15 protein-coding genes are annotated in these 17,355 nt (G+C 60.0%); 11 read left to right on the plus strand and 4 right to left on the minus strand.

The window, feature by feature from the left end; genetic code table 11:
• The first annotated feature begins 368 nt into the window (after positions 1-368).
• The 11 genes from ACF6ZU_RS06680 (at position 369) to ACF6ZU_RS06730 (ending at position 12,873) form a co-directional block, all read left to right on the plus strand.
• Positions 369-1,220 (plus strand): MIP/aquaporin family protein, encoded by an 852-nt coding sequence (locus tag ACF6ZU_RS06680; protein WP_392891051.1) that lies wholly within the window; start codon positions 369-371, stop codon positions 1,218-1,220.
• 75 nt (positions 1,221-1,295) lie between these two features.
• Positions 1,296-2,801 carry a glycerol kinase GlpK gene (gene glpK / locus ACF6ZU_RS06685; protein WP_392891052.1) on the plus strand — a complete coding sequence of 502 codons (1,506 nt, stop codon included), beginning with the start codon at positions 1,296-1,298 and terminating at the stop codon, positions 2,799-2,801.
• A 95-nt stretch (positions 2,802-2,896) separates the two neighbouring features.
• The gene (locus ACF6ZU_RS06690) at positions 2,897-3,652 is read left to right on the plus strand and encodes a DeoR/GlpR family transcriptional regulator (RefSeq protein WP_007916700.1); all 756 of its coding nucleotides are present in this window, start codon (positions 2,897-2,899) and stop codon (positions 3,650-3,652) included.
• Positions 3,653-3,927: 275 nt separating this feature from the next.
• Entirely contained in the window at positions 3,928-5,466 is a 1,539-nt protein-coding gene (gene glpD, locus ACF6ZU_RS06695; protein ID WP_392891053.1) for a glycerol-3-phosphate dehydrogenase, read from the plus strand.
• Positions 5,467-5,899: 433 nt separating this feature from the next.
• Entirely contained in the window at positions 5,900-6,814 is a 915-nt protein-coding gene (locus ACF6ZU_RS06700; protein ID WP_392891054.1) for a glutamate/aspartate ABC transporter substrate-binding protein, read from the plus strand.
• Positions 6,815-7,007: 193 nt separating this feature from the next.
• Entirely contained in the window at positions 7,008-7,754 is a 747-nt protein-coding gene (locus ACF6ZU_RS06705; RefSeq protein WP_392891055.1) for an amino acid ABC transporter permease, read from the plus strand.
• On the plus strand, positions 7,754-8,425 hold the full coding sequence (locus ACF6ZU_RS06710) for an amino acid ABC transporter permease (protein ID WP_392891056.1): 672 nt from the start codon (positions 7,754-7,756) through the stop codon (positions 8,423-8,425). The genes ACF6ZU_RS06705 and ACF6ZU_RS06710 overlap by 1 nt, the downstream gene beginning before the upstream one ends.
• A complete protein-coding gene (locus tag ACF6ZU_RS06715; protein WP_008056645.1) occupies positions 8,422-9,156 on the plus strand; it encodes an amino acid ABC transporter ATP-binding protein in 735 nt (244 codons plus the stop codon). The genes ACF6ZU_RS06710 and ACF6ZU_RS06715 overlap by 4 nt, the downstream gene beginning before the upstream one ends.
• A 152-nt stretch (positions 9,157-9,308) precedes the next feature.
• Positions 9,309-11,210: an ATP-binding protein gene (locus ACF6ZU_RS06720; protein WP_392891057.1), complete on the plus strand. Its 1,902-nt coding sequence runs from the start codon at positions 9,309-9,311 to the stop codon at positions 11,208-11,210.
• Positions 11,211-11,254: 44 nt separating this feature from the next.
• The gene (locus ACF6ZU_RS06725) at positions 11,255-12,535 is read left to right on the plus strand and encodes a sigma-54-dependent transcriptional regulator (protein ID WP_392893725.1); all 1,281 of its coding nucleotides are present in this window, start codon (positions 11,255-11,257) and stop codon (positions 12,533-12,535) included.
• Between the two features lie 8 nt (positions 12,536-12,543).
• Positions 12,544-12,873 (plus strand): GlpM family protein, encoded by a 330-nt coding sequence (locus tag ACF6ZU_RS06730; protein WP_392893727.1) that lies wholly within the window; start codon positions 12,544-12,546, stop codon positions 12,871-12,873.
• 130 nt (positions 12,874-13,003) lie between these two features.
• Here ACF6ZU_RS06730 and ACF6ZU_RS06735 read toward each other — a convergent pair whose 3' ends face one another.
• The 4 genes from ACF6ZU_RS06735 to ACF6ZU_RS06750 form a co-directional block, all read right to left on the minus strand.
• Entirely contained in the window at positions 13,004-13,912 is a 909-nt protein-coding gene (locus tag ACF6ZU_RS06735; protein WP_392891058.1) for a hypothetical protein, read from the minus strand.
• Entirely contained in the window at positions 13,909-14,604 is a 696-nt protein-coding gene (locus ACF6ZU_RS06740) for a hypothetical protein (RefSeq protein ID WP_392891059.1), read from the minus strand. The genes ACF6ZU_RS06735 and ACF6ZU_RS06740 overlap by 4 nt, the downstream gene beginning before the upstream one ends.
• A gap of 99 nt (positions 14,605-14,703) precedes the next feature.
• Entirely contained in the window at positions 14,704-15,369 is a 666-nt protein-coding gene (locus ACF6ZU_RS06745) for a DsbA family oxidoreductase (RefSeq protein ID WP_392891060.1), read from the minus strand.
• A 796-nt stretch (positions 15,370-16,165) separates the two neighbouring features.
• Positions 16,166-17,197 carry an alpha/beta fold hydrolase gene (locus tag ACF6ZU_RS06750; protein ID WP_392891061.1) on the minus strand — a complete coding sequence of 344 codons (1,032 nt, stop codon included), beginning with the start codon at positions 17,195-17,197 and terminating at the stop codon, positions 16,166-16,168.
• Between the last annotated feature and the right edge of the window lie 158 nt (positions 17,198-17,355).

Consider the following 17,355-nt stretch of genomic DNA (forward strand, 5'->3'; position numbering starts at 1 on the left):
CAGCTCCAGACTGGGCGACAGAGAAAAAATACTGCGCTGAATTCTAGGTCATCGCTCCCTAAAAGGCTCTATCGCGCCAACGTTTCCAACGTCTGAGGCGCTGCTTTACCGTTCGTCAGCCTCCAGACCGCCCGTAAAACAAAACGATCATTCATGTGACTAATAGTTGGAATGTGACTGATGGTTCACTTTCGACCTTTGACAGCAGTGTTTCTTGTCTATATTTTTTCGAATCTGAATACCGTACAACGTCACCCCGCAACACCCAGCCGTAAACCGGGAGACAGGATGGGGATCCTGCCCCGGCGAAAAACGCGCTTTGGCCATGACGAAAAAAGCGCCAGACAACAAAAACAAAGAGGCTTCAAATGACAACTGCTTTACAACAACCGTCGCTCTCCAGCCAATGCATGGCCGAGTTTCTCGGCACTGCGCTGCTGATCTTTTTTGGTACCGGTTGTGTTGCCGCGCTCAAGGTCGCGGGTGCCAGCTTTGGTTTGTGGGAAATCAGCATTATCTGGGGCGTTGGCGTCAGCATGGCGATCTACTTGACCGCCGGGATTTCCGGGGCTCACCTCAATCCTGCCGTCAGCATCGCGCTGAGCATTTTTGCCGATTTCGAAAAGCGCAAACTGCCGTTCTACATTCTTGCGCAGGTGGCGGGCGCCTTCTGCGGCGCGCTGTTGGTCTACACGCTGTATAGCAACCTGTTCTTCGATTACGAACAAACTCACCACATGGTTCGTGGCACTCAAGCGAGCCTCGAACTGGCGTCCGTGTTTTCGACATTCCCCAATCCGGTCCTGTCGACCGCCCAGGCTTTCCTGGTTGAGGTGATCATCACGGCGATCCTGATGGGCGTGATCATGTCCCTGACCGACGACAACAACGGTTTGCCGAACGGCCCCATGGCGCCATTGCTGATCGGCCTGCTGATCGCCGTGATTGGCAGTTCGATGGGCCCGCTGACCGGCTTCGCGATGAACCCGGCGCGCGACTTCGGTCCCAAACTGATGACTTTCTTTGCAGGCTGGGGTGAAATTTCCCTCACCGGCGGACGCAACATCCCCTATTTCCTGATTCCGATTTTTGCACCGATTGTCGGTGCCTGCCTCGGGGCTGCAGCGTATCGCGGGTTGATTGCCCGTCATCTGCCCGGCACCGAACCTGCTACAAAGGACGCATCACCGGCCATTGACGGCAAACCAAGAACTTCTTGATACCGTAGGCGCGAGATCCTGCCCGTTTGGTCCCGCGCCTGACCTCACCCCCTTATTTCGTCCAAGGCAATCGACATGACCGACATTCAGAATAAGAACTACATCATTGCCCTCGATCAGGGTACGACCAGTTCACGCGCGATCATTTTCGACCGCGACGCGAACGTGGTCTGCACCGCACAACGCGAATTCGCTCAGCATTACCCGCAAGCCGGTTGGGTCGAACATGACCCGATGGAAATCTTCGCCACCCAAAGCGCCGTGATGGTCGAGGCCCTGGCACAAGCCGGCCTGCATCATGACCAAGTGGCCGCCATCGGCATCACCAACCAGCGCGAAACCACTGTAGTCTGGGACAAGACCACCGGCCGCCCGATCTACAACGCGATCGTCTGGCAGTGCCGCCGCAGCACCGAGATCTGCCAGCAGCTCAAACGCGATGGCCACGAGCAATACATCAGCGACACCACCGGCCTGGTCACCGACCCGTATTTCTCCGGCACCAAGCTCAAGTGGATCCTCGACAACGTCGAAGGCAGCCGCGAGCGTGCGCGCAATGGCGAACTGTTGTTCGGCACCGTCGACAGCTGGCTGATCTGGAAATTTACCGGCGGCAAGGTGCACGTCACCGACTACACCAACGCCTCGCGCACCCTGCTCTTCAACATCCACACCTTGCAGTGGGACGCGAAGATGCTGGAGTTGCTGGATATTCCGCGCGAGATGCTGCCGGAAGTTAAATCGTCGTCGGAAATCTACGGCCACACCAAAAGCGGCATCGCCATCGGCGGTATCGCCGGTGACCAGCAGGCCGCCCTGTTCGGCCAGATGTGCGTCGAGCCTGGCCAGGCCAAAAACACCTACGGCACCGGCTGCTTCCTGCTGATGAACACCGGCGACAAAGCGGTGAAATCCAAGCACGGCATGCTGACCACCATTGCCTGCGGCCCGCGCGGCGAAGTGGCTTACGCGCTGGAAGGCGCAGTATTCAACGGTGGCTCCACCGTTCAATGGCTGCGTGACGAACTGAAAATCATCAACGACGCCCACGACACCGAATACTTCGCCAACAAGGTCAAGGACAGCAACGGCGTGTACCTGGTGCCTGCCTTTACTGGCCTGGGCGCGCCCTACTGGGACCCGTATGCCCGTGGCGCGCTGTTCGGCCTGACTCGCGGCGTACGCGTGGATCACATCATTCGCGCAGCGCTGGAGTCGATTGCCTACCAGACCCGCGACGTGCTCGACGCCATGCAACAGGATTCCGGCGAACGCCTCAAAGCCTTGCGCGTGGACGGCGGCGCGGTGGCGAACAACTTCCTGATGCAATTCCAGGCCGACATCCTCGGCACTCAGGTCGAGCGCCCGAAAATGCGTGAAACCACGGCGCTGGGTGCGGCTTACCTCGCCGGTCTCGCGTGCGGCTTCTGGGGCAGCCTGGAAGAACTGCGCGGCAAGGCGGTGATCGAGCGGGAATTCGAACCGACCCTGGACGAAACCGCGAAGGAAAAACTCTACGCCGGCTGGAAAAAAGCCGTCAGCCGCACCCGCGATTGGGAACCGCACGAAGGCGCTGAATAAGCCACGGACCGGACTCGTATCCGGTTGTAACTGGTCGGGAGCGGATTCCTGCGGCATCATGGGCAAATTTTGCACGGCAGCCCAAAGGAAGCCCCATGAATCTGCCTCCCCGTCAGCAGCAAATCCTCGAACTGGTTCGCGAACGCGGCTATGTCAGCATCGAGGAAATGGCCACGCTGTTCGTCGTTACACCGCAGACCATCCGCCGCGACATCAACCAGCTCGCGGAAGCCAATTTGTTGCGTCGCTATCATGGCGGCGCAGCCTACGATTCCAGTGTCGAGAACACCGCCTACGCCATGCGCGCCGATCAGATGCGCGATGAAAAGCAGCGTATCGGCGAAGCCATTGCCGCACAGATTCCCGATCACGCCTCGCTGTTCATCAACATCGGTACGACCACCGAATCGATTGCCCGGGCGCTGCTCAATCACAATCACCTGAAGATCATCACCAACAACCTGCACGTGGCTTCGATGCTCAGTGCCAAGGACGATTTCGACGTGCTGCTGACCGGCGGCAACGTGCGTCGTGATGGCGGCGTGGTCGGTCAGGCGAGCGTGGATTTCATCAACCAGTTCAAGGTCGATTTTGCCTTGGTCGGCATCAGCGGCATCGATGAAGACGGCAGCCTGCTGGACTTCGATTATCAGGAAGTGCGGGTGTCCCAGGCGATCATCGCCAATGCCCGGCAGGTGATTCTGGCTGCGGACTCGAGCAAATTCGGGCGCAACGCCATGATTCGCCTCGGGCCGATCAGCCTGATCGATTGCCTGGTGACGGATCAGCAGCCTGTGCCGGCGCTGGCGCAGTTGTTGAGTCAGCACAAGATTCGGCTTGAGGTTGTTTAACCCCTCTGATCGCTAACACCCCTCTTTGTAGGAGCCAGCTTGCTGGCGATGGCGCACTCAAAGACGCCATCGCCAGCAAGCTGGCTCCTACAGTTAATCTCCGCAATTCCCTCTCCCGCCCCGCCAATGTTCGAAAATTTTCCTTTCACGCCCCTTCGATGAGTTTTTTCAATCGAAGCTGACTGGCCGTGCGCGCCTTTATGGGCTACCATTTTCGCAAATGAACATTAATGTTCGAAATCAAATACTGAAATCATAAAAACCGAGGCCAGCCGATGCCCACTTCCACCTTGCCTACGCCCCCTCTCGCTGAGGTCTACGACATTGCCGTCATCGGTGGCGGGATCAATGGCGTGGGGATCGCAGCGGATGCCGCCGGCCGCGGTCTTTCGGTATTCCTTTGCGAAAAGGATGATCTGGCCAGCCACACGTCTTCCGCCAGCAGCAAGCTGATCCACGGCGGCCTGCGCTACCTCGAACATTACGAATTCCGTCTGGTGCGCGAAGCCCTCGCCGAACGCGAAGTGCTGCTGGCCAAGGCCCCGCACATCGTCAAGCAGATGCGTTTCGTGCTGCCGCATCGCCCGCACCTGCGCCCGGCGTGGATGATTCGCGCCGGCCTGTTCCTTTATGACAACCTCGGCAAACGGGAAAAACTCGAAGGTTCGAAAAGCCTCAAGTTCGGCCCGGACAGCCCGCTGAAAAGCGAAATCACCAAAGGCTTCGAATACTCCGACTGCTGGGTCGACGATGCGCGCCTGGTGGTCCTGAACGCCATGGCGGCTCGCGAAAATGGCGCTCACGTCCACACGCAAACCCGTTGCGTCAGCGCCCGCCGCACCAAGGGCCTGTGGCACCTGCATCTGGAACGCGCCGACGGCAGCCTGTTTTCGATACGCGCCAAGGCGCTGGTGAATGCGGCCGGCCCGTGGGTCGCCAAGTTCATTCGTGACGACCTGAAGATGGAATCGCCGTACGGCATTCGTCTGATCCAGGGCAGCCACCTGATCGTGCCGAAACTGTACGAAGGCGATCACGCGCACATTCTGCAAAACGAAGATCAGCGCATCGTCTTCACCATTCCGTACCTGAACCACTTCACCCTGATCGGCACCACCGACCGCGAATACACCGGCGACCCAGCGAAAGTGGCGATCACCGAAGGCGAAACCGATTACCTGTTGAAAGTGGTCAACGCCCACTTCAAGAAACAGATCAGCCGCGACGACATCCTGCACAGCTATTCCGGCGTTCGTCCGTTGTGCAACGACGAATCCGACAACCCGTCGGCGGTCACCCGCGACTACACCCTCGCTCTGTCGGGCACGGGCGAAGAAGCGCCGCTGTTGTCGGTGTTCGGCGGCAAGCTGACCACCTACCGCAAACTGGCCGAGTCGGCGCTGGCGCAACTGGCACCGTACTTCTCGCACATCAAGTCGAGCTGGACGGCCACCGCAACTTTGCCGGGCGGCGAAGACATGACCACCCCGCAAGCCCTGAGCTCGCGGATTCGCGACCAGTTCGACTGGGTGCCGACCGAAATCGCTCGCCGCTGGGCCACCACCTACGGCAGCCGCACCTGGCGCATGCTGGAAGGCGTGCAAAACCTCAGCGACTTGGGCGAGCATATCGGTGGCGGTCTCTACACCCGCGAAGTCGATTACCTGTGCAGCGAAGAATGGGCGACCACCGCCCATGACATCCTGTGGCGCCGCAGCAAGCTGGGCCTGTTCACCACCCCGGCCGAGCAGCAAGCGCTGGCGGATTACCTGAGCAAGGTCGAGCAGAACCGCAGCAAGATCGAAGCGGCCTGATTTCAGCCTCGCTCAAACGAAAGCCCCTGAATCGCGAGATTCAGGGGCTTTTTTGCATCCTGGAAACACCATCAATCCCTGTAGGAGCTGGCTTGCCAGCGATGGCGTCCCTGAGCCTGGCGCAATAGCCAAGGACCTCATCGCCGGCAAGCCGGCTCCTACAGGGTTAGCGTACATCTTGTATTCGGTTTTCCGAACGCGACCTGTCGGTCGATTCGGTTAACCGGATTATCCGGCGCTGAAAAAGGCCTCAATAAAACTTAATACCCTTATAAATCAATACTTTGATCCTTATCACCAGGCCTGGCACGACTCATGCTCTACACTTTGAACGAATGCTTGCTGCGCGGACCTTCACAGGCCAGTCGGCATTCGAAGCACAAAAGGGCCGATGAACTGGCTCCATAAAAAAAACAATGTCGAGGAAAATTTGATGCGCATCGTTCCCCATATCCTGGGCGCAGCCATTGCTGCCGCTCTGATTACCACTCCAGTTTTCGCTGCCGAACTGACCGGCACACTGAAGAAGATCAAAGAGTCCGGTGTCATCACTCTCGGGCATCGTGACGCTTCCATTCCGTTTTCCTACATCGCGGACGCTACCGGCAAACCGGTCGGCTACTCCCACGACTTGCAGCTGAAAATCGTTGAAGCGATCAAGAAAGACCTGGACATGCCGAACCTCCAGGTCAAGTACAACCTGGTGACCTCGCAAACCCGTATCCCGCTGGTACAGAACGGTACCGTAGACGTCGAGTGCGGCTCCACCACCAACAACGTCGAGCGTCAGCAGCAAGTTGACTTCTCCGTCGGCATCTTCGAAATCGGTACGCGCCTGCTGTCCAAGAAAGGCTCGGCGTACAAGGACTTTGAAGACCTGAAAGGCAAGAACGTCGTGACCACCGCAGGCACCACGTCCGAGCGTCTGCTCAAGTCGATGAACGCCGACAAGCAAATGGGCATGAACGTCATCTCCGCCAAAGACCACGGCGAGTCCTTCCAGATGCTGGAATCGGGCCGTGCCGTTGCGTTCATGATGGATGACGCCCTGCTGGCCGGTGAAGCAGCCAAGGCCAAGAAGGCTGATGACTGGGCCGTGACCGGTACTCCACAGTCCTACGAAATCTACGGCTGCATGGTTCGCAAGGGCGACGAGCCGTTCAAGAAGGCTGTGGATGACGCGATCGTCGCCACCTACAAGTCGGGCGAGATCAACAAGATCTACGAAAAATGGTTCATGCAGCCAATCCCGCCTAAAGGCCTGAACCTGAACTTCCCGATGAGCGACGAGCTCAAGGCCCTGATCGCCAATCCGACCGATAAAGCGGCTGACGACAAGAAATCCTGATTTCTGACTAACCTTATCTCCTGAGAGGGCCCCTGCCCTTTCAGGAGTTGTCACTCCCTGCTGGCATTTTTGGAAACACTCGAACCGGTGGCTGTCGAGCCGCTCGTGTGTGCCTGACCGTCAAGGTTGGGGCGGGAACGGAGCTTCCCCCAGGCGGGCATTTGTACATGATCGAATCCGAGGGGAGACCCTAATGAATTACAACTGGGACTGGGGCGTGTTCTTCAAGTCCACCGGCGTGGGCAGCGAAATTTATTTCGACTGGTACCTCACCGGTCTGGGCTGGACCATTGCCATCGCCATCGTGGCCTGGATCATTGCCCTGACGCTGGGCTCGATTCTGGGTGTCATGCGCACCGTACCGAATCGCATCGTGTCGGGCATCGCGACCTGCTACGTCGAACTCTTCCGTAACGTACCGCTGCTGGTTCAGCTGTTCATCTGGTACTTCCTGGTGCCCGACCTGCTGCCGCAAAACCTGCAGGACTGGTACAAGCAGGACCTGAACCCGACCACTTCGGCGTTCCTCAGCGTGGTGGTCTGCCTCGGCCTGTTCACCACCGCCCGGGTTTGCGAACAGGTGCGCACCGGTATCCAGGCGCTGCCCAAAGGCCAGGAATCCGCCGCCCGCGCCATGGGCTTCAAGCTGCCGCAGATCTACTGGAACGTGCTGCTGCCCCAGGCCTACCGGATCATCATTCCGCCGCTTACCTCGGAATTTTTGAACGTGTTCAAGAACACCTCGGTCGCCTCGTTGATCGGCCTGATGGAGTTGCTTGCGCAAACCAAGCAGACCGCCGAGTTCTCCGCGAACCTGTTCGAAGCGTTCACCCTGGCCACGCTGATCTACTTCACCCTGAACATGAGCCTGATGCTGCTGATGCGCCTGGTCGAGAAGAAAGTCGCCGTACCGGGCCTGATTTCCGTAGGGGGTAAATGATGGAATTCGACTTCTCGGGCATCATCCCGTCCCTGCCGGGCTTGTGGAACGGCATGGTCATGACCCTGCAACTGATGGCGCTGGGCGTGATCGGCGGGATCATCCTCGGCACCATCCTCGCGCTGATGCGCCTGTCCCACAGCAAATTGCTGTCGAACATCGCCGGCGCCTACGTCAACTACTTCCGTTCGATTCCGCTGCTGCTGGTCATCACCTGGTTCTACCTGGCGGTGCCGTTCGTGCTGCGCTGGATCACCGGCGAAGACACGCCGATCGGCGCGTTCGCTTCCTGCATCGTGGCGTTCATGATGTTTGAAGCGGCGTACTTCTGCGAAATCGTCCGCGCCGGCGTGCAGTCGATTCCCAAAGGCCAGATGGGTGCTGCCCAGGCCCTGGGCATGACGTATGGCCAGATGATGCGTTTGATCATCCTGCCGCAAGCGTTCCGCAAGATGACCCCGTTGCTGCTGCAACAGAGCATCATCCTGTTTCAGGACACCTCGCTGGTCTACGCCGTCGGCCTGGTGGATTTCCTCAACGCTTCGCGTGCCAGTGGCGACATCATCGGCCGCTCCAATGAGTTCCTGATTTTCGCGGGTCTCGTGTACTTCATCATCAGCTTTGCCGCCTCGCAGCTGGTCAAGCGTCTGCAAAAAAGGTTCGCCGTATGATCTCTATCAAAAACATCAACAAGTGGTATGGGGACTTCCAGGTGCTGACTGATTGCAGCACCGAGGTCAAAAAAGGCGAAGTGATCGTGGTGTGCGGGCCGTCCGGTTCCGGCAAATCGACCCTGATCAAATGCGTCAACGCACTGGAGCCATTCCAGAAAGGCGACATCGTGGTCGACGGCACGTCCATCGCCGACCCGAAGACCAACCTGCCGAAACTGCGTTCGCGCGTGGGCATGGTGTTCCAGCATTTCGAGCTGTTCCCGCACCTGACCATCACCGAAAACCTGACCATCGCGCAGATCAAGGTGTTGGGCCGCAGCAAGGAAGAAGCCACCAAGAAAGGCCTGCAACTGCTGGAGCGCGTCGGTCTCTCGGCGCACGCCCACAAGCATCCGGGCCAGCTTTCCGGTGGTCAGCAACAGCGTGTGGCGATTGCCCGTGCGCTGGCGATGGACCCGATCGTCATGCTGTTCGACGAACCGACCTCGGCGCTCGATCCGGAAATGGTCAACGAAGTGCTCGACGTGATGGTGCAACTGGCCCACGAAGGCATGACCATGATGTGCGTGACCCACGAAATGGGCTTCGCCCGTAAAGTGGCGGACCGGGTGATCTTCATGGACGCGGGCAAGATCATCGAAGACTGCAAGAAAGAGGAGTTCTTCGGCGACATCAGCCACCGCGCCGAGCGTACGCAGCACTTCCTCAACAAGATTCTGCAGCACTAAGAAACACACCGTTCCACTGTAGGAGCCAGCTTGCTGGCGATGGAGTGTCAGTCGACATCAATGTGGCTGACCCACCATCGCCAGCAAGCTGGCTCCTACGGGGGGCGGTGGTGGTTTGAGATTTGTGTTGTGGTTGACCCAAGGCATCTGTGATGAAATGCGACCCCACTCTCCATCGCGCAGCGCCGCCATCACTCGCCGTGAAACCCCGTCTGATCCGCCATTTGTTCCTGCCGCCGCTGATCATCGCCCTGATGATCGGATTGGGTTACGTCGGCTTCTGGCTCAGTGAGCACTACGGGATCCGCAGCCTCAGCGAGAACGGCCAGCGTCAGCTCGAACTGCACGCCCGCGCCGTCGAGAGCGAGATCAGCAAATACACCTACCTGCCCAGCCTGCTGGAACTCGAAACCAGTGTTTCAGCCCTGCTGGCCGACCCGTCGCCGGAACATCGGCAGACCGTCAACGATTACCTCGAAGGCCTGAACCGGCGCAGCCGCAGTCGGGCCATCTACGTGATGGACACCACCGGCCGCGTCATGGCCACCAGCAACTGGCGCGACGTCGACAGTTACCTCGGTGAAGACCTGTCCTTCCGCGCCTATTTCCAGAACGCCGTGCGCGGCCAGCCGGGGCGCTTCTATGGCATCGGCAGCACCAACGGCGAACCCGGTTATTACCTGGCCCATGGCCTGGAAGAACACGGCAAGATCATCGGCGTCGCGGTGGTCAAGGTCCGCCTCGAAGCCATGGAAGAACGCTGGCAGCGGGCGCGCCTGGAAGCCTTCGTCAGCGACGAAAACGGCATCATCATTCTTTCCAGCGATCCGGCGCGACGGCTCAAATCAGTCATTCCATTGAGTGACGAAACCAAGGAAAAACTCGCCCGCAGCCTTCAGTACTACTGGTTCCCGCTAAACGAATTGCAGCCGCTGGCCCGGGAGAAACTGGCCGAAGGCGAAGAGAAGCTGACCTTCCCGGCGAACAGCGAAGTAGAGTCCGACAAAGAGGACATCAGCTACCTCTCGCAAACCCGCAACTTGAGCGACACCCCGTGGAATTTCACCCTGCTCACACCCCTTCAGGATTTGCGTCGCGAAGCGATCAATCAGGGGATTCTGGTGGCGGTCGCGTTTGCCCTGGTGGCCTTCCTGCTGATCGCCTGGAACGAACGGCGCAAGGTGATCGCCACCCGCCTCGCCGCCCGGGAAGCCTTGCAGGAAGCCAACAATCAGCTGGAGCGTCGGATTACCGAACGCACCACCGACCTGCGCGCCAGCAACGAACGGCTCAAGAGCCAGATCCGCGAACGCCGCCAGGCTGAAGAAACGTTGCGCCGGGCCCAGGATGAATTGGTCCAGGCCGGAAAACTCGCGGCCATCGGCCAGATGTCCACCAGCATCGCCCACGAATTGAACCAGCCGCTGGCGGCGCTGCGGACCTTGTCCGGCAACACCGTGCGTTTTCTCGAGCGCGGCCAGCTGGACGTGGCCAGCACCAACCTCAAGACCATCAACGAACTGATCGACCGCATGGGCCGTATCACCGCCAGCCTGCGCTCCTTCGCCCGACGCGGCGACGACAAGGGTCAGGCCTGCCTGGGCAAAGCGGTGGACGCCGCGCTGCAACTGCTCGGCGGCCGCGTCGAAAGCGTTCCTCTGCAATTGCATCGTGAATTCGCCGACGTCCAGGTGCAGATCGACCAGACCCGCCTGGAGCAGATTCTGGTCAACCTGATCGGCAACGCCCTCGACGCCATGCAGGCCCAACCGCTGCCGGAGCTGTGGCTGGAAGGCGAAGCCTTCGATGGTAAATATCGCCTGCGCGTGCGCGACAATGGCCATGGCATCGATGCCGAAGCGCGCAAACATTTGTTCGAACCCTTCTTCACCACCAAACCCGGCGAACAAGGCCTGGGCCTCGGCCTGACCCTCTCCGCGAGCCTGGCCGCCGCCACCGGCGGACACCTGGGTGTCGAACACCCGGCCAGCGGTGGTACCACCTTCGTACTCAGTTTACCGTTGGTAAGCCCTACCCTTGCCGAGCCGATATGAACAACGACCTTAGTGTGCTGATCGTCGAAGACGACCCCCATGTGCTGCTCGGCTGCCAACAGGCGCTGACCCTGGAAGACATTCCCTGCATCGGCGTGGGCAGTGCCGAAGAAGCGCTGGAGCGGGTCGGCGACAATTTTGCCGGCATCGTCATCAGCGACATCCGCCTGCCGGGCATCGATGGCCTCGAACTGCTGAACCGGCTCAAAGCGCGTGACCGCAGCCTGCCGGTGGTGTTGATCACCGGCCACGGCGATATTTCAATGGCCGTCGGCGCAATGCAGAAAGGCGCCTATGACTTCATGGAGAAACCCTTCTCCCCGGAACGCCTGGTGGATGTCGCGCGTCGCGCCCTGGAGCAACGCAGCCTGGCGCGGGAAGTCTCTTCGCTGCGCCGGCAACTGGCGGAACGTGATTCGCTGGAAGGCCGGATCATCGGCCGTTCGCCGGCGATGCAGAACCTTCGCGAGCTGATCGCCAACGTTGCCGACACCTCGGCCAACGTGCTGATCGAAGGCGAAACCGGCACCGGTAAAGAACTGGTTGCGCGCTGCCTGCATGATTTCAGCCGGCGCCACACCAAGCAGTTCGTCGCGCTGAACTGCGGCGGTCTGCCGGAAAACCTGTTCGAAAGTGAAATCTTCGGCCACGAGGCGAATGCCTTTACCGGTGCCGGCAAGCGGCGGATCGGCAAGATCGAACACGCCGACGGTGGCACGCTGTTCCTCGACGAAGTGGAAAGCATGCCGCTGCCGTTGCAAATCAAACTGCTGCGGGTATTGCAGGAGCGCACCCTGGAGCGCCTCGGCTCGAACCAGAGCGTGGCGGTGGATTGCCGGGTGATCGCCGCAACCAAGTCCGACCTCGACGAATCGAGCAAGGCCGGCGAATTCCGCAGCGACCTGTACTACCGCCTCAACGTCGTGACCCTGGAACTGCCGCCGCTGCGTGAGCGCCGCGAAGACATCCTGCAACTGTTCGAGCACTTCCTGCAGCAATCATCCCTGCGCTTCGACCGCGCCGCGCCGGAACTGGACAACCAGACCCTGTCGCACCTGATGAGCCACGAATGGCCGGGCAACGTGCGTGAACTGCGCAACGTCGCCGAGCGCTTCGCCCTCGGTCTGCCGGCCTTCAAGAAACCCGGTGCCAGTGGCAGCACGCAGGGCCTGGCCTTCGCCGAAGCGGTGGAAGCCTTCGAGCGCAACCTGCTTGGCGACGCCTTGCAACGCAGCGGCGGCAACCTGACCCAGGCCAGCCTGGAACTGGGCATGGCCAAGACCACGCTGTTCGACAAAGTGAAGAAGTACGGACTGAGCCACTGATGGACCTGATTCTCAAAGCCACCCTGGGTGCGGCGGTGGTGCTGATCCTCGCGGCGCTGGCCAAGACCCGAAATTATTACATCGCCGGCCTGGTGCCGCTGTTTCCGACCTTTGCGCTGATTGCGCACTACATCGTCGGCAAGGGGCGCTCGGTGGAGGATCTGAAAACCACCATCGTGTTCGGGATGTGGTCGATCATTCCGTACTTCATCTACCTGGCGACGCTGTACGTGATGGTGGACCGGATGCGGCTGGAAGCGTCACTCGCCGTGGCGGCGGTGGCGTGGTTGATGGCGGCGACGGTTCTCGTCAGCGTGTGGCTGCGCGTCCACGTCTGACCACTTCCCCATGTAAACCCGATCCCCCTGTAGGAGCCGGCTTGCCGGCGATGGCGTCCGTCCAGTCAGTAAATAAGTTGACTGATACACCGCTATCGCCGGCAAGCCGGCTCCTACAGGGGATTGCGTTTCAGTGGGCGTAGACTTTCTGCAACTGTGCTTGCGTCAACGCATCCTCGAACGGCACCGGCACGGACTTCACCGCGCCGTAGAGATTGCGATAACGCCAGTAGGTGCCGTTGTTGGCCAACTGATAACCGCGCTCGACCACACGCTGGCCATCCAGCACATAACGCAAGGTTTCCTGGGCCGCTTCCGGCGGTGCCGGCAGCATCAGGTCAGTGGCCAGGACGCGCATGGACTCGTCGATGCACTCGTCGAGCACCGCCGTGACCTTCGCCAGATCCAGGCCACCGTCGTCGATGCATTGCTTGCCGCAACGACGGATCGGCTGACTGGCCACCTCGATGCGCATGCGATACAGCGCGGAACCGGCGATGTCCTGAACCTGCACCTGATTGACCAGTACAAAACTGCCGCGATCGGGGGTGAGCATCAGTTTCGGTTCGATCACCAGACGTGCGGTAACCTGCCCTTCGCCTTGCTTGAGCCCGGCCACTTGTGAGGCTTGCTGATAACGCTGTTGCAGGCGTTCCTGCAATGGTACGCCGGCGAGCAGGTCGGCCATCGGACGTGAGTCCTTGAGCGCAACCTTTTCCGCGTCGCGCTGCAAACTGCCGCTGCCCATCTGCGTGTTGATCAGGCTCGCCACCAGCAGGCCGGCCAACCCGGCCGTATTGCCGGAACTCGCCACCAGGTTATGGCTCGACTCCGCCGCGTCCTGCGCGGCCTTGGCGTCAATCACCGTGCTCGCGCCGACAAACGCCTGCGGCAACTGCATGTCCACTTTCAGCCCGTGGGCCTGGACATACGACGCGGCACTTTGCGACCTGAAACCGGCTTCGGGCGCCGGTTTCTGCGCACAGCCTGCGAGCATCAACAGGGCCAGCGCACTGGCCCCCATGATCGAGCGCTTCATTGTTCGAACGGCGTGATCATTTGCTGACGGCTGTTGTCCATGGCCTGGTAGAAGGCGTTGGACAGGTTGGTGTAGGTCGGCTCATCCCATTCGCCCTGAGCCGCTTGCACGGCAGCAAAGGGTTTGAACCACAGCAGTTTGTTGTCGGCCAGGTCGACCACCATGCCCTGCCCGCTCACCTGCGCCATCGGCACGCTGGTCGGGACGATGCTGTAGTAGCTGCGGGTGGCGCCGGTGGTGAAGACATTCACCAGCAGCAGACGATCAACACCGTAGGTGGCCTTGATCGGGGTCAAGTCGCGGACCGTGTAGCCTTCGCGGAAACTGTTTTCCTTGTAGACCTTGAGATCGACCGGTTCATTGATGCGCTTAACCTTGTAGCCCTTGGCTTGCAGCTTGGCCACGATGGCGTCGGGCAAGGTATCCAGGTCGCGCACCTGCCATTTTTCGACGTTGTCGCTGAGCTTGCTGTTCACGCCTCGGTTGATCGCGTAATCGAGAATCCCCTGATTACCGGTCAGCGCCAGCACCGGTGGCGGCACCACGGTAATGGCCACGCCGATGGTCGGCTCTTTGGCATCCCAGAATTGTTTGTCCAGCGGAACAGGCGGTTGAATGTGGGCGCAGCCGGTGAGGGTCAGGCAAGCGAGCAGAGTGAGCGCTGCCCACGTGCGAAAAGCGTGAAGTGTCATGGATCAAGTCCCTATGATTAAAAACGTCGCTGCCTGTATCGGCAGCGACGGCAAAAACCATAGTGGCACATTGATATATTTACTTTCAACCGACAGACATCAGCTGACCGTACCGCCTTTCGCTTCGCTCATGATCTGCCGGATCGCTGCGACAAAGGTCTCCACCGGCTGCCCGCCGCTGACCGCGTACTGCCCGTTGAACACCACCGTCGGCACGGAACTCACCCCGCGGGACAGCCAAAGCTGTTCTTCCTCGCGGACCTCTTTGGCGAACTCGTCCGAGGCCAGGATCGCCTCGGCCCGCTGACGATCCAGGCCAACACTTTGCGCAATCTGCACCAGTTGAGCGTGGTCGGAAGGGTTGCCGCCGTCGGTGAAATACGCCTTGAACAGCGCCTCCTTCAGATTGAACTGCAACCCTTCCAGCCCGGCCCAGTACAACAGACGATGAGCATCGAACGTGTTGTAGATACGGCTGTTGCCATCCGTACGAAAAGCAAACCCGACCTCGGCGCCGCGCTCCCGAATCATTTCGCGGTTCTTCCGGGATTGTTCCGGGGTCGAACCGTATTTCTCGGTGATGTGCTCGGTGATGTTCTGCCCTTCAGGCCCCATCTTCGGGTTCAGCTCGAACGGCTGGAAACGGATCTCGGCCTGGACCTCATCACCCAGCAGATCCAGCGCCTGGGTCAGACCGTACAGACCGACGACGCACCAGGGGCAGGACACGTCGCTGACGAAATCGATTTTCAGGGGGGCAGTCATTACACACCTCGCAGACTGGATACGGGCCACAAAGGTCAGACGATACACCTGAATATGCGGGAGACAAGTCGGCTGGCAGGCTCACTCCTACAAATTTAACCCTGTGAACCCGATCTCCTGTAGGAGCCGGCTTGCTGGCGAAAAATTCTGGATTTTGCGGTGCTTCTACGGACGCCATCGTCGGAACGCCGCCCGCAGCAAGCCGGCTCCTACAAAGGCATGGTACATCCGCAAAAGCAGGTCGGCTGACAGGCCGCTATCGCCGGCAAGCCGGCTCCTACAAAGGCGGGGTACATCCGCGAGAGCAGGTCGGCTGGCAGGCCGCTATCGCCGGCAAGCCGGCTCCTACAAAAGCAGATCGGCGTACACCCGCTTTTCACCACTCATCAGGTCGAGCGTTAGCTCGCCTGCAGCTCTTGATCTTGATCTGCCTGCCCCTTCGGGAGGCCGAGTGGAGGTTCTGCGCAGTGGGCAACCCGGCATGGATGCCGGGTTAGCCGCCCCCGGCCATGGATGGCCGATGGCGGCGGGCCCACGGAGCAGGACCGGAGCGAGGGAACGCCGAGCCTAGGCGAGGGGCCGGACGCTGGGGCAAGACCTTTGGTTCCTTTGGGGCGTTTGCCAAAGGGACTCGCCGTAAGGGCGAAACCATAGGTGGCCGTTACCGCAGGAATGGATATGTACACCTGAAAGAACATGGTCCACTCACAGGCCGCCATCGCCGGCAAGCCGGCTCCTACAATTTGCATCGCGTGAACCCGTTGCACCGCGTGAACCCGATCCACCGCGGGAGCGATTACAGAAGATTATGCTCGACCACCGGATCAATCTGCGCCCAGTGCGAAGTGTCCTCACGATGAGCCTGCAAATACGGCAACACCGCCGCCAGCAACGGCGCCTTGAACGCCTCCTGAAACCGATGCGCCAACCCCGGAATCAGCTTCAACTGACTACCCTGGATATGCGCCGCCAAATGCACCCCATGCATCACCGGCAACAACGGATCGGCCGTCCCATGCACCACCAGCGTCGGCACCCGCAGCTGATTCAACAACGTCACCCGGCTCGGCTCGGCAAGGATCGCCATGATCTGACGCTTCACCCCCTCGGGATTGAACGCACGGTCATAGGACAGCGCCGCCTGGTGCAACAATGCCTGCCGATCATCACTCACCGTCGGACTGCCCAACGCCGCCAGCAAATCAGCCTGCTGCTCCAGCGCCACCTCACGATTCGGTGCGCCACGACGCGACAACAACTGCACCAGCGCCGCGCTCGGTGCCGGCAAACCTTCAGCACCGGAAGTGGTCATGATCAACGTCAGGCTCTCGACCCGCTGCGGCGCCATGGCCGCCATGCGCTGGGCTATCATCCCGCCCATGCTCGCGCCCAGCACATGAAACTGCTCGACGTGCAACGCATCCATCAGGCCCAGCCCATCATCGGCCATGTCCGTCAGCGAGTACGGCGACGACACCGGCAAACCCAGTTTGTAGCGCAGCACTTCGAACGTTAGGTTGGCCTCGGCAGGCGCCTGCCGCCAAGTGGACAGGCCGACATCGCGGTTGTCATAACGAATCACCCGGAACCCTTGCTGACACAGCGCAACAACCACCTCGTCCGGCCAGTGAATCAACTGCCCGCCCAGCCCCATCACCAGCAACAAGGCCGGATCCGAAGCACGACCGATGCTCTGGTACGCCAGGCTCACCTGTGCCAGATCGACATGTTCGGTCGGAACATTCACATCACAACGAGAGGCCGCCAGGGACGGCAGGCTGAACAAGGCGCCCAGAAAAATGGCCGCTGAAAAAAACAAAGCACGCATGAAAAAACACCAAAACGCAGAACCCCAGTAGAGCGCGAGTCTGATGAAATTTGTTCAAGCGCGCTGCCACAGTTGCGTGACAGTTTGATGAATATCGCCGAGTGGTCGGTGCGGTAACTATGTAGTGCCACAGCTCAACCGGAGTTTCCTTAAATGGC

The sequence above is a fragment of the Pseudomonas migulae genome, from assembly GCF_043225285.1.
Taxonomy (GTDB): domain Bacteria; phylum Pseudomonadota; class Gammaproteobacteria; order Pseudomonadales; family Pseudomonadaceae; genus Aquipseudomonas; species Aquipseudomonas migulae_C.

Excerpts from the sequence above, each read along its gene's own strand:
- ACF6ZU_RS06680 (WP_392891051.1), top strand. The coding sequence starts at position 369 with ATGACAACTGCTTTACAACAACCGTCGCTCTCCAGCCAATGCATGGCC.
- glpK (WP_392891052.1), top strand. The coding sequence starts at position 1,296 with ATGACCGACATTCAGAATAAGAACTACATCATTGCCCTCGATCAGGGT.
- ACF6ZU_RS06690 (WP_007916700.1), top strand. The coding sequence starts at position 2,897 with ATGAATCTGCCTCCCCGTCAGCAGCAAATCCTCGAACTGGTTCGCGAA.
- glpD (WP_392891053.1), top strand. The coding sequence starts at position 3,928 with ATGCCCACTTCCACCTTGCCTACGCCCCCTCTCGCTGAGGTCTACGAC.
- ACF6ZU_RS06700 (WP_392891054.1), top strand. The coding sequence starts at position 5,900 with ATGCGCATCGTTCCCCATATCCTGGGCGCAGCCATTGCTGCCGCTCTG.
- ACF6ZU_RS06705 (WP_392891055.1), top strand. The coding sequence starts at position 7,008 with ATGAATTACAACTGGGACTGGGGCGTGTTCTTCAAGTCCACCGGCGTG.
- ACF6ZU_RS06710 (WP_392891056.1), top strand. The coding sequence starts at position 7,754 with ATGGAATTCGACTTCTCGGGCATCATCCCGTCCCTGCCGGGCTTGTGG.
- ACF6ZU_RS06715 (WP_008056645.1), top strand. The coding sequence starts at position 8,422 with ATGATCTCTATCAAAAACATCAACAAGTGGTATGGGGACTTCCAGGTG.
- ACF6ZU_RS06720 (WP_392891057.1), top strand. The coding sequence starts at position 9,309 with ATGAAATGCGACCCCACTCTCCATCGCGCAGCGCCGCCATCACTCGCC.
- ACF6ZU_RS06735 (WP_392891058.1), bottom strand. The coding sequence starts at position 13,912 with ATGAAGCGCTCGATCATGGGGGCCAGTGCGCTGGCCCTGTTGATGCTC.
- ACF6ZU_RS06740 (WP_392891059.1), bottom strand. The coding sequence starts at position 14,604 with ATGACACTTCACGCTTTTCGCACGTGGGCAGCGCTCACTCTGCTCGCT.
- ACF6ZU_RS06745 (WP_392891060.1), bottom strand. The coding sequence starts at position 15,369 with ATGACTGCCCCCCTGAAAATCGATTTCGTCAGCGACGTGTCCTGCCCC.
- ACF6ZU_RS06750 (WP_392891061.1), bottom strand. The coding sequence starts at position 17,197 with ATGCGTGCTTTGTTTTTTTCAGCGGCCATTTTTCTGGGCGCCTTGTTC.